The organism is Nonomuraea sp. NPDC050643 (genome assembly GCF_040654715.1).
Taxonomy (GTDB): Bacteria; Actinomycetota; Actinomycetes; order Streptosporangiales; family Streptosporangiaceae; genus Nonomuraea.
In genome coordinates, this window is record NZ_JBFAIM010000015.1 from 25,755 (window position 1) to 38,246 (window position 12,492).

At 71.2% G+C, this 12,492-nt stretch carries 8 protein-coding genes; 3 read left to right on the forward strand and 5 right to left on the reverse strand.

The features are described 5' to 3' along the window. Positions 1-2 precede the first annotated feature (2 nt). From AB0I15_RS21405 to AB0I15_RS21415, 3 genes are all read left to right on the forward strand, one after another. Entirely contained in the window at positions 3-4,961 is a 4,959-nt protein-coding gene (locus AB0I15_RS21405) for an amino acid adenylation domain-containing protein (protein WP_358098432.1), read from the forward strand. 4 nt (positions 4,962-4,965) lie between these two features. Next, positions 4,966-5,790: a hypothetical protein gene (locus AB0I15_RS21410; protein WP_358097988.1), complete on the forward strand. Its 825-nt coding sequence runs from the start codon at positions 4,966-4,968 to the stop codon at positions 5,788-5,790. Positions 5,791-5,859: 69 nt separating this feature from the next. Continuing rightward, positions 5,860-6,603 carry a 4'-phosphopantetheinyl transferase superfamily protein gene (locus AB0I15_RS21415; protein WP_358097991.1) on the forward strand — a complete coding sequence of 248 codons (744 nt, stop codon included), beginning with the start codon at positions 5,860-5,862 and terminating at the stop codon, positions 6,601-6,603. Here the strand turns inward: AB0I15_RS21415 and AB0I15_RS21420 are convergent. Genes AB0I15_RS21420 through AB0I15_RS21440 form a run of 5 tightly spaced genes read right to left on the reverse strand, consistent with a single transcriptional unit; the run spans position 6,585 to position 12,465 of the window. Continuing rightward, complete coding sequence (locus AB0I15_RS21420; protein WP_358097994.1) at positions 6,585-7,961, reverse strand: aspartate aminotransferase family protein; 1,377 nt, start codon at positions 7,959-7,961, stop codon at positions 6,585-6,587. The genes AB0I15_RS21415 and AB0I15_RS21420 overlap by 19 nt on opposite strands. Next, the gene (locus AB0I15_RS21425) at positions 7,958-9,337 is read right to left on the reverse strand and encodes a methylaspartate mutase (protein ID WP_358097996.1); all 1,380 of its coding nucleotides are present in this window, start codon (positions 9,335-9,337) and stop codon (positions 7,958-7,960) included. Before AB0I15_RS21425 ends, AB0I15_RS21420 begins: the two co-directional genes overlap by 4 nt. A gap of 16 nt (positions 9,338-9,353) precedes the next feature. Then, entirely contained in the window at positions 9,354-9,809 is a 456-nt protein-coding gene (locus AB0I15_RS21430; RefSeq protein WP_358097998.1) for a cobalamin-dependent protein, read from the reverse strand. A 27-nt stretch (positions 9,810-9,836) separates the two neighbouring features. Further along, positions 9,837-11,045 (reverse strand): fatty acid desaturase, encoded by a 1,209-nt coding sequence (locus AB0I15_RS21435; protein ID WP_358098001.1) that lies wholly within the window; start codon positions 11,043-11,045, stop codon positions 9,837-9,839. Between the two features lie 4 nt (positions 11,046-11,049). Further along, on the reverse strand, positions 11,050-12,465 hold the full coding sequence (locus AB0I15_RS21440; protein WP_358098004.1) for a pyridoxal-dependent decarboxylase: 1,416 nt from the start codon (positions 12,463-12,465) through the stop codon (positions 11,050-11,052). Between the last annotated feature and the right edge of the window lie 27 nt (positions 12,466-12,492).

Consider the following 12,492-nt stretch of genomic DNA (forward strand, 5'->3'; position numbering starts at 1 on the left):
CGATGGCGCTCCGGAGCGTGGCGGCCACACTGCTGGCGACGCGTGTCGCTCGCTCCGGCCCGGAGGCGGCCGTGGTGTGCGGTCAGGTGTCCGTCTCACATCAGGAGCTGGACGCCAGGGCTGCCGCGGTGGCCGGCGCGCTGGCGCGCCGTGGGGCCGGGCGGAAGTCGATCGTGGCCGTCGCGGTGCCGCGCGGGATCGGCGCGGTGGCCGCGATGCTGGGTGCTTGGCGGGCCGGGGCGGCCTACCTGCCCATCGACCCCGCCTACCCGTCCGAGCGAATCGCGTGGATGCTCGAGGACGCTCGTCCCTCCGTCGTGGTGCTGGGATCCGACACGCGGATGGCGGTTGCGGCAGGACTGCCGACGGTCCACGTCGACGCGGCCGGACTCGCCCTCGACGACGGTGACGCGACGGGCGTCGCCGGCGCTCTCGACGCCCTGACGCCGGACGATCTCGCGTACGTCATCTATACCTCAGGCTCGACCGGGCGCCCCAAGGGCGTCATGATCACTCACGGGGCGCTGGCCGCCTTCCTCACCGCCATGGAGGGACTCTTCCCGCTCAAGCCGGCGGACCGGCTGGTGTCGGCCACGACCTTCGGCTTCGACATGTCGGTGCCGGAGTATCTGCTGCCGTTGCTGCGCGGCACTCGTCTGATCATCGCGACCGCGGACCAGGCCCTCTATCCGCCCGCTCTCGGCGAGCTGATGGCCGGGTCCGGCGCCACCATCATGCAGGGGACCCCGACCTTGTGGCGCCAGCTCCTCGCGGAGTGTCCCGGCGTGGTCGACGGCCTCGACGTTCTCGTCGGCGGCGAGGCTCTTCCGGCCGCGCTCGGCGCGGAACTCGCCGCCCGGGCCCGGCGGGTGACGAACCTGTACGGGCCCACCGAGGCGACGGTGTGGGCCACATCCTCGGCGGTCGGCAGGACAGGGACCGGCATCGCGCCGATCGGTGCGACCTTCCCCGATGTTGACGCGTACATCCTGGACGAACGGCTGAGCGCGGTCCCCTCCGGGACGGTCGGCGAGCTCTATCTGTCCGGGCTCCAGGTGGCGCGAGGGTACCTGAACCGCCCGGAACCGACGGCGGAGCGCTTCGTCGCGGACCCGTTCGCCGCCGACGGACGGCGGATGTACCGTACGGGGGACCTGGCGGTCCTGAACGCCGACGGCGTTCTGGAATATCGCGGCCGGACGGATGCGCAGGTCAAGATCCGCGGCTTCCGGGTGGAGCCGGGGGAGGTCGAGGCCGCGCTGGAGCACCTGCCCGGCGTGCGTCAGGCGGCGGTGGTGGCGCGGCCGGACGCCGAGGGGATCCCGCACCTCGTGGCCTACGTGGTGGGCGAGGGCCTGCGGACCGCCGCGCTCGTCCGAGGACTGCTGGCCGTGCTCCCGCGGCATCTGGTGCCGGAGGCGTTCCGGATCGTCGATCGGCTGCCGCTGACCCCGAACGGCAAGGTGGATCGCCAGGCACTCCCGGATCCGAGCCCCACCGCGCTGGACGACCACGCCGGCCGCGCGCCCGACGACCCCTCACATCGCGCCCCACGGACGGCCGTCGAAGAAGCGGTGTGCGGCCTGCTGGCCAGGGTGCTCGGGACCGGCCGCGTCGGGATCGGCGACGATTTCATGGCGCTCGGCGGCACCTCGCTGCACGCGGCCCGCCTGGTGGGCCACCTTCGCGCGTCGCTGGGCGTCGACGTCTCGGTCCGGCACGTCTTCGAGGCCGCGACCGTCGGCGAGCTCTGCGACATGATCGGGGACGTCGGCGAAGCCGCCCCGCGGCGGGGCTCGGGCGATCACGCCGGGCACGCGTCCCGTCCTTCCTACGCGCAGCAACGTCTCTGGTACCTGAACCGCCTGAACGAGGCGGACCTCGGCTACAACCTCGCCTACGGCGCGCGTTTCAGGGGCCCGCTCGACCCGGGCGCGCTCCGTGCCGCGCTCGCCGACGTCGTGGCCCGTCACGAATCCCTCCGGACGCTGTTCGTCGCGGAGGAGGGAATCCCACGACGCCGGCCGCTGGATGTGGCGGACCGCCTGCCGTGCCCGGCAGCCGAGCAGGTGAGCGCGGAGGACGTCCAGCGCGTGTTCGACGAGACCGCGGCGCACCGCTTCGACCTCGAGAGGGAGGTTCCGGTCCGGTACCGCCTGCTGCGTGTCGCGCCGCGGGACCACGTCCTGCTCGTCGTGGTCCACCACATCGTTTTCGACGGCTGGTCGAAGAGCCTGTTCGCCGACGACCTCGCCACGGCGTACGAGGCCCGGTCCCGGGGCGCGGAGCCCGGCTGGAAGCCGTCGCCCGCCGGTTATTCGGACTATGTCCGGTGGCAGGAGTCCGTGCTGGGTGATCCCGCTGATCCTGACAGCCGTTATGCCCGCGATCTCGCCTACTGGCGTGGCGCCATGGAAGGGATGCCCGACGAGCTGACGCTGCCGTCTGATCGGGCGCGGCCGACCCGCGGGAGCGGGCGAGGCGGGAGGGTCGAGGGCGAGCTCGGCCCGTCGTCGCACCGTGCGCTGATCGGTCTGGCCCGTGCACAACGCGCCAGCGTCTTCATGGTTCTGCAGGCGGCCTTGGGCGCGCTGCTCACCAGGCTCGGATCCGGCACCGCCCTCCCGATCGGGTGCCCGGTGGCCGGCCGGACCGAGCGCGCGTTCGATGAAGTGATCGGCTTGTTCGTCAACACCCTGGTCCTGCCGACCCGGACGGAAGGCGACCCGACCTTCCGCGCTCTCCTGAGCCGGATCCGCGCGAGCGATCTGGAGGCCTACGCTCACCAGGAGCTGCCGTTCGACCTGCTGGTCGAGGCGGTCAACCCGCCGCGCAGCGCGGCGCGCAACCCGCTCTTCCAGGTCATGCTGGCGCTGGAGACCGAGCCTGAGCCGCCGCTCAGGCTGCCGGGCTTGTCCGGCGAGCCGTTGCGGGCGGGCCTCGATTACAGCCGTTTCGACCTGACGTTCATCGCCACCGAGCGGCAGGACGGCGGGCGGGAGCCGGCAGGGATGAGCCTGGCCCTCGAATACTCCGCGGATCTCTTTGACCGCGAGACGGCCGAGCTGATGCTGCGCCGGTTCGCACGGCTGCTCCGGTCAGCCGTCGAAGCACCCGATCGGAGATTGTCAGCGCTCGACCTCATGGACGAGGCCGAGCTGGGGCAGGTGCTGGGCGATGTCGCCCAAGGCGCCAGGAAGTCGTCGGCGAGCGATGCCCTCGCCCTGGTGGAGTCGGCCGTGACAGCCGGCGGGGCGCATCCCGCCGTGGTCTGCGGCGAGGTCGTGCTCTCCTACGCGGAATTCGGTGCGCGTGCCGACGAACTGGCGCACGCCTTGACACGGCACGGTGCCGGACCGGAGACGCTGGTGGCGATCGCGCTGCCGCGCGTCGCCGGGGCTGTCGTCGCGATGCTGGGAGCCTGGAAGGCGGGAGCCGCCTACGTGCCCGTCGATACCGGGTATCCGGCCGAGCACATCCGCTGGATGCTCCAAGACGCGCGGCCCGCCGTCGTGGTGCTGGAGGCGGGCAGCGCCGTCCCGGTTCCGGACGACGTCCCCGTCGTGCGCGTCGACGAGGCAGGACGGATTGTCGGGACGGACACGGTGTGCGTACGTGCCCCGGGAGCCGGTGACGGCGGCAGCCGAGCGCCGGATCGCGCGGCCTATGTGATCTACACCTCGGGGTCCACAGGTCGCCCGAAGGGTGTGGTCGTTTCGCATGCGGCTCTCGCCAACTACCTGCGGTGGGCCGCTGAGACGTATCCGAGCATGCGCGGCCGGGTACCGGTGACCTTCTCCTTCGGCTTCGACGGCGCGGTCACCCAGCTCTGGGCACCGCTGACAGCCGGTGGGACCGTGGAGCTCGTCGACGTCCCGTCCTGGTTGATCGACGAGCCCGATCCCACCGCCGAGCGCCCGACGTTCCTGGAGCTGACGCCGAGCCAGTTCCCTCTCCTCGGCGATCCGGACGACCCGCGATGGCCGACCCGCGACCTGGTCCTCGGCGGTGAGGCGCTGCATGGCGCCACCCTGGCCGAGTGGCGGCGGGCGCATCCCCGCGTCGATCTGACGAATCTCTACGGGCCGACCGAGGTCACCGTCGCCTGCACGTTCCACCGCATCGCCGCAGGGGAGCCGATCGGCGCGGGCGCGGTGCCGATCGGACGCCCGGTGTGGAACGTCCGGTTGTACGTGCTCGACGAAGCTCTGCGCCCGGCCCCGATCGGTGTCCTGGGGGAGTTGTACGCTGCGGGGGCCCAGCTCGCGCGCGGCTACCTGAACCGGCCGAAGCTGACCGCGGAGCGCTTCGTCCCCGACCCCTTCGCAGCCGATGGGAGCCGGATGTACCGGACCGGGGACCTGGCACGGTGGACCGCGGCGGGCGTGGTGGAGTACGTCGGGCGGGTGGACGACCAGGTGAAGATCCGCGGCTTCCGGGTGGAGCCGGGTGAGGTCGAGGCGGCGCTGGAGCGACTTCCGGGGGTGCGCCAGGCAGCCGTCGTGGCCCGCTCCGGCTCCCGGGGAAACCGGCGCCTCGTGGCGTACCTGGTCGGTGACCCCGTGCCACCCGCCGTATTGTCGCGGGCGCTCGGCGCGATCCTGCCCCGGCACCTGGTGCCCGACGTGTTCGCGTTCGCCGATCGGCTGCCACTGACGTCGAACGGCAAGGTGGATCGTCAGGCCCTGCCCACGTCAGTGCCGGAGACGGAAGGGGCGGAGGGCGACCCTGGGCGGGAACCGCGATCGGGCGCCGAGAAGGCGGTGCGCGGCCTGTTCGCCGAGATACTCGGGGCCGACCAGGTGGGCATGGACGACGACTTCTTCTCCCTGGGCGGCAATTCGCTCAACGCCGCGCGCCTGGTCGGCCGGGTCAGGACACTGCTCGGCGCGCGGATCGGGCTTCAGGACCTGTTCGAGGCGCCCACCGCGGCGATGCTCGCACAGCGTTGCGAGGCCTGAGCCGATGACCCCGTTCGCCAAGCTCAGCACTGCCTCGGGGCTGCACATTCAGTGCCTGCGACCCGCGCCCGACGGCGGGCAGGCACTCCTGGTGGTCGAGTTCCTCGGCGTGGAGGGCGGCGGCACCCTGGCGGGCGATCTGGCAGCCGGTACGGCGGACGTGGGCGTCTACCGCCTCGATCCGGTCTCCGGCATGGCCGACTCGCCGAACCGTTCGCTGCCCGGCATCCCGGCCCTCGCCGAGGACTACGCCGCCACCCTGTGCGCCTCCCTGTCCGCCGCCGGCTCCGGCGTTTTCCACGTGGTCGGATACTGCGGCGGCGCGGCCCTCACCACGGCGATCGTCTCCGAGCTGGCGGAGCTCGGCGCGGACGTTCGACGCTGTGTGCTGCTCGCTCCCGGCTTCCCCGGCGCGGGCGATGTGCAGGCGGAGTTCGACGTGATGCTCGCGAAGGTCGGCGACGGCGACGGCTTCGTCCTCCCCCTGGGGGCCGCGCCCGCCGACACGGTCCAGGCCGCGGCCATGACCCGTCTCGACGCCGGCCTGGCGGCCCTGGCCGACCACCTCGAACTGGAGCGGGACGAGGCTGAGGTGTTCATGGCGGACCTGTCTGACCGCTACCGGGCCTGGCTCGGCTTTCTCCTCATGTCGGCGAGCGCGGACACCTCCACCGGCTTGCGCTGCCGCACCATCGAGATCTCACCGCCGAACCATGTCGCCGGCGGAGGTCCCGAGCGGGAGTTCGTGCCGTGGCCGGCTGCGGCGACAGGATCGGACCTGCTCACCGACCCGCTGCTGGTCGAGTACGTCGCCCGGATCACGCGGTGATCGATGGGCGGATCGGGAGCGAACTCGTGGTGCTCCTCGGCGCCGTCGAGCCCAGGGAAGCAGCCCCCGATGCCTGAGGTCGACTGCGAGGTCTGGTACGTCCGCGCCGCGACCGTGCCGGAAGAGCTGGTGGCGCTGTTGGACGAGCGGGAACTGCTGCGTCGAGGGCGACTGCGTGGAGCGGGCGACCGCCGTCGATTCCTCGCCGCATGGGCGCTGGCCCGGCTCGTGCTGGCCGAGCGGTGGGGTTGTGCTCCCTCGGATGTCGCCTTCGACCGTACGTGCCGGTATTGCGGAGGCGATCACGGCAAGCCGAAGCTGGTGGATCCGGTCGAATCGGAGGTGGATGTCTCGATCTCCCACACCGGAGACCTGGCCGTCCTGGCCGTGACGTCGCGGGGCGCCGTCGGCGTCGACGTCGAGGACGCCTCGGCTCGCGAATCCGTCGGCCCCCACCTCGAGTCGTCCCTGTCCGAGTTCGAGCTCAGGGACTTTCGCGCGCGAGGCGGCGGCTACGCCGACTTCGTGGTCCGGTGGACCAGGAAGGAGGCCATCCTTAAAGCGGTGGGCAAGGGGCTGGCGGTGCACCCGGCCCACGTGGAGGTGACGGGCTCGCGCACATCGCCCAGGGTGCTCGCCCTTCCCGCCGTGCTCGGGAGGCCGGACTCCTTTTCACTGATCGACGCTCCCTTGCCGGCACCGTATCGAGCCGCGGTGGCGATCGTCGGCCGAGCCGCCACCCTGCGGGTCCGCGACGGCGCGGACCTGATCGGCGCCGTCGCGGACCGTGGGGATCACGCGCCTTCGGCGTAACGATCCGCGACCGCGAGTGCCTCGTCGAGTTTCGCCAGTCCCTCCAAGGCTTCGGCCTCGGTCGTGTTGCACGGTGGCACCACGTGGATCCGGTTGTGGTTCGTGGCCGGCCACAGCCCGAGCCGGTGGCAGTCCGCGATCACCGCGGCCATGGGCGCGGCCGCGGCTCCTGACGAGGCGTAAGGCACGAGCATCTGACGGGTGTCCCGGTCGCACACCAGCTCCAGCGCCCAGAAGACGCCGAGCCCGCGGACCTCGCCGACCGACGGATGGCGCTCGGCGAGCCGGCGCAGCTCCGGGCCGATCACGGCCTCGCCGAGCCAGGCGGCGTGATCGATGATGCCCTCCTCCTTCATCGCGGTGATCGTGGCGACCGCCGCGGCGCAGGCCAGTGGATGGCCGGAGTAGGTCAGGCCGCCCGGAAAGGGGCGGGTCCTGAACGTGTCGTAGACCGCGTCCGAGACGACGACCCCGCCCAGCGGCACGTAGCCGGAGTTCACGCCCTTCGCGAAGGTGAGCAGGTCCGGCTCTATCCCCCAATGGTCCACCGCGAACCATGCGCCGGTGCGGCCGAAGCCGGTCATGACCTCGTCGGCGATGAGCAGAATGCCGTGCCGGTCGCACAGCCTCCTGACCCCGGCCAGGTAACCGGAGGGCGGCACCAGGATTCCGGCGGTCCCGACGACCGGCTCCAGAATGATCGCGGCGATGGTGGAGGGCCCTTCGAATTCGATGACCTCCGCCAGATGCGCGAGTGCGCGCTCGCACTCCTCGGCGTCCGTCCGCGCGTTGAAACTGGACCGGTACAGGTAGGGCCCGAAATAGTGGACGACATTGGCGTCTGCGTGCCCGGCGTGCTGGTTCGGCCACCTGCGCGGATCTCCGGTGAGGGCGATCGCCGTGCTGGTCCCGCCATGGTAGGAGCGGTAGGCCGCGAGGACCTTGGGACGGCCGGTGTGCAGGCGCGCCATTCGTACGGCGTTCTCGTTGGCCTCCGCACCGCCGTTGGTGAAGAACACCCGGTTCAGCTCACCCGGCGCCAACTCGGTGATGAGCCGGGCGGCATCGTTGCGTTGATGGTTGGCCAGCGTCGAGGCCAGCATGCAGAGCCGGCCGGCCTGAGCCTGGATCGCCTCGACGACCTTCGGGTGCTGGTGTCCGATGTTGAGGTTGACGAACTGCGAGGAGAAGTCGAGGTAGCGATTGCCCTCGTAGTCCCAGAAATAGCGGCCCTCGGCCCTGTCGACCGGAATGGCGTCGACGTTTCCCTGCGTCGACCAGGACTGGACCAGGTAGCGCCGGTCGGCGGCGGTGACAACCGCCCCGAAGGCGGGATCGGGCGATCCGGAGGTCGTCACGGCAGTGGCCTTTCGTCGATTGCGGGCAAAACAGTCCGCTCCTTGTCGAGGAAGTAGTTGATGTCCCGGGTGATCCGTTCGATCAGGCTCGTGGTACGACGGGCGGCCCCCGTCCGGGCGGAGAGCTGCCGGGCGTGCCGCGAGCGGGTGGCGCTCGAGAACGGCAGCGCCCCGGGGTCGGCGTAGCGGACCGCGCCGCCGCGGTCTCGGGCCGGCACCACGTCCGAGTGCGCGTGGACGCTGGCGCTGAACGGGATGTCGAGCCGCCCGGTCTGGAACGCCTCCACCACGCCGCCGAGCAGGTCCTCGCCGGAGAACAGCGGCTCAACGAGCTCGCCGACCTCCTGCAGGATCCAGGACTCCTCTTCGGCTACCCGATCCTCGTCCACCCGGACGAAGTCGAGCAGGTCGCTGGTCCCCAGGATCGTGTTGAGGATGCCTTCGGCGTTGGCGGCGGCATCCGGGATCCCGTAGCTCTCCTTGGCCGTCTTGCTGACCACCTTGCTCGCCCTGCCCAGCCGGGCGGTCAGGCCGCCGTACATGATCAGAAAGTTCGCGTACTGCGGGGTGCGGGGAAAGGGCCCCATGAACTCGTGCAGGACCGGGAAGACTTCGACGTCCGTCCCGAGATAGCGCCGCCCCAGCATCCTGATGGCGCGCAGCGCGGCGATGTCCTGGTGCATCTCCCCGGACTGCGGGTAGGCGGGCGACACGCATCTGACGCCCTCGCGCGCCGCGGCGGCCGCCTCCAGCAGGGTGATCGCCAAGCTGATCGAGGGCGGCATGAGGACGGCGCTGAGCGTCCCGAACAGTTCCCGGTCGACGAGCACGCCGTCCTTGGCAAGGGCGCCGCATACCGCGTCGATCCGCTGCCAGGATCCGAGCGTCGTCTTGAGCGGAACGTCCTTGGAGTAGGGCAGGTTGTAGCCGATCCCGCCACCCTCGAACGCCGTGACGCCGGAGGCCAGGGCGATGGCGAACAAGTCGCGGGCATCCGGCGAGCCGTGCCGTACCTGAAGGGGGTGCGGGACACGGCCGCGGAGCTCGCGCCCACGCCGCCAGCCGTGCGTGACCAGCGGATAGCCGTTCAGGTCGTCGGGGGAGTCACGTAACAGGCGTTGCGCGGTGGCGTACTGCCCGAGCCGGGTGTGCGAATCGACGGTGACGGTGAGGACGTCGGCTCCGGTGGTGCCGAGCTCTTCGAGCAGCCGCAGCATCTCCCGATGGTCACCGACGCCGCAGCGGGGCTGGACCGCCGGGCGTCCGGTGGCGTCCGCCATGCGCAGGACGTCGACGATGTGCGGGCCGGGTTCGCGGAGCCCTTCCATGATCTGCTCCCACCGCGGCAGCGTGGCCTTGAGACGCGAGGAGAGCATGAGATCGTCCAGCGGGCTAGCGGATTCGCGCGTCATGGGCCGGGGTGGCATGGGTGTTCCGCGCCGAGCGCAGCATGTCCAGGAGAGGCACGATCCGCGAGGCGTCGGCCAGCAGATGATCGACGCCGAGGGCCAGGAGCCGCCCTCGTTGCTCGCTCGTGGTGTCCTGACCGACCGAAACGTTGCCGCCGACTATCACCGGGCAGCGCAGGCGCCCTGCCGCCCGCAGCGCCGGCAGTTCGGCGAGATCCTGATAGGCATGTCCATTGAGGCTGCCGATGAGCACGGCTTCCGCGTGCGGGTGCTGGTCGCAGGCGGCGGCGAAGTCGCTCAGCGGGGTGCACACGCCCAGGTTGATCACGGTGAAGCCCTGCTCGCGCAGGTGCATCGCGATCAACTGGTTCGCCACGGCGTGGGCGTCGCTTTCGGACACGCCGAGGATGATCAGGCGCTCTCCGGTGTCGGCGGTCATGAAGTCTCCTGGGGGTTCGTCGTCGGGTCAGTCGTCGAAAGCGGCGAAGACGTCGTGGTGCTCGACCAGGGCCAGCTCTCGTGAGTACGCTCGTGGATCGGCCGCGCGCAGCGAGTCGAAGACGACGTCGATCGCGGGGACCAGACCCCAGACGTGCCGGTAGGGCGGATCGCCGGGCGCCGGCGAAGCGAGCCGGGCCTCCCGTTCGAAGATGTACTCCGCCCAGCGCCGATCCATCGGGTGCCGGTGGTGGAAGTCGTGGCAGACGGTGTCGCCGGTCAGCACCAGATAGCGGGCGGGGAAGTGGACGAACGCCAGGCGGGCGGACCAGCGCAGCCAGGCCAGCGCCCGGCGACCGCCCGGCAGGCGGGGATCAGGGGCAGGCTCGCCGATGAAGATCGCGTTCGTCAGGCCGTGGAAGTAGGCCCGGCCGCGACGGCCGGCCTGACCGGGAGCAGGGAACGTGTGCTTGACGCATAGCCGCAGGGTGTTGCTCACCTGGAACAGAGCGGTCACCGGTACGACCCAGGCGATCAGAAGGAACGGCCACAGCCGCAACCAGGTCGCCAGGCCGGCCGCGGTCGCATAGCCGGCGAACGTCCAGACGCGCTCCGTGCGTTCCATTCCCTTCACGAGCGAGCGGATCCGTGACGTCAGGAACCTGACGTGGAACACGGGAGAGGCCAGCAGGCGGAGCACGCGGGACCACATCTCCCGGCGGGACATCCCCGGCCGGAGCTCCAGCCCGATCAGGAAGGCGCGGACCGTGGGATCCCGGACCGTCATGTGGTGCAGCGCGTGGTGGTCGGCCACGTGCTCGGCACGGTAGTCATCGAAGCGCTGGACGATCAGCAGGGCGGCGATGACGCGCCCGAGCAGGTCGTCGAGGCGCCGCCGGCGCCACATGTTCCGATGCGCGCACTGATGGTAGATCATCATGCGCAGATTGCGGAGGCCGTGCAACGTGACCGCCCACCCCGCCGGCAGCGCGACCAGGGCCAGGCCACCGGACGCCAACGCCAGGCAGGAGATCGCGAGCCCGGCAGCGGTCGAGCAGATCGCGTTGACCAGGTGGCCGGTCGCGGTGAAGCGAACCGGTCGTTGCCCGGCGTGGGGCTTGCCGGTGAGCAGGGTCAGGGGGAGGGCGAAGACGGCGGGCAGGCGGCGCATCGACTCGCGTACCTCGTCCACGGGCTCGGAGATCCGCAGAGCCGGGGTCTCTGCCTCGTGCTTCATCGGGTCAGCCCTCCGCTTCGATCCTCCGGGCGGTCGTCAGGAACATCGCGATGACCTCGTCGACCTGCTCGGAGGGCGTCTCCGGGTTCAGGAACAGCAGCTTGAGATGGACCCGCTGGGCGCCTGCGGCGTCCACCAGGTGCGTGCGGGCCAGCAGGAGACGCCCGGTGGCCATCAGCTCGCGCCGCGCGGCCCCGTTGACCTCATCGGCCTTGCCGGGATCGTCGGTGAGATACCGGAAGAGGACCGCGCCGAGCGGAGGCTGAGCGACAAGCTCCAGGCGAGGTTCGCCGCGGATCCGTTCCGCCGCGTGGACGGCCAGGTCATGGCAGGCGTCGACCATGGCGCTCAGGCGCTCCCGGCCGAGGCAGCGGAGCGCAACGAGGATCTTGAAAGCGTCCGCGCGGCGTGTCGTCTGCAGCGACTCGCCCTGAAGGCCGTGATAGCCCTGCTCCGTGTCGTCGGCAGAGGTCAGGCAGGTCGTGGTCGCCAGGCCGAAGGAACCCCGCAGGTCATCGCGGGACTTGACCAGCAGCATCGCCGAGGAGCTGGGCAGCCACCCGAACTTGTGCAGGTCGAGGGCGACCGAGTCGGCCTCCGAGAGGCCGTCCAGCATGGGGCGCAGCCGCTCGGAGAACAACGCGCCCGCTCCGTAGGCGGCGTCGGCGTGCAGCCAGAGATCGTGTTCGCGCGCCACCTCCGCCAGCTCGCCGAGCGGGTCGATCACGCCGAGGTCGGTCGAACCGGCCAGGGCGACCAGCGCCACGGGCAGATCCGTGTCGGGCAGGCCGGACAGCACCCGGCGGGCGTCCGCCGCGCTGGTGCGGCCGTCGGCGTCGACGGCGACCGGGATCAGCTGGTCCTCGCCGATTCCGAGGATCCGCAGCGCCCGGCCGATCGAGAAGTGGATGGCTTCCTGCGCGAGCACGACCGGGCGGCGATGGAGACCGACCAGCCCTTCCCGGCCGGCGCGATGGCTCAGCCGGCGAGCCAGGACCGAGTCCCGGGCCATGGTCATCGCCATCAGGTTGGAGACGCTGCCGCCCGAGGTGAGGGTGCCGCCGGCGCCGGGGCCGTAGCCGATGAGGGTGGCCAGTTCGGCGGTGACGAAGCGCTCGATCTCGAGCGCGAACGGGCCGCTCTCCCAGGCGTGCAGGGACTGGTTCAGAGTGGCCACGACAAGCTCGGCCGCTGCCGCGACGGCCAGCGAGGGAGGCTGCATGCGGGCCAGAGCCGCCGGGTGGGTGAGATCGACCGATCCGGCGGCGAAGGCGCGGGTGGCGTCGGTGAGGACATCGCAGGGCGTTCCACCGTGTTCCGGGAGGAGCGGTCCGGACATCAGGGCCTGAGCCGACGCGACCACACCGTGGTGGCCACCGGCAGGACCGGGGCCCGTGCGGTCACGCAGCACCTCTGACATCACGTCCAGAGCGAGTTCGCACAGGGT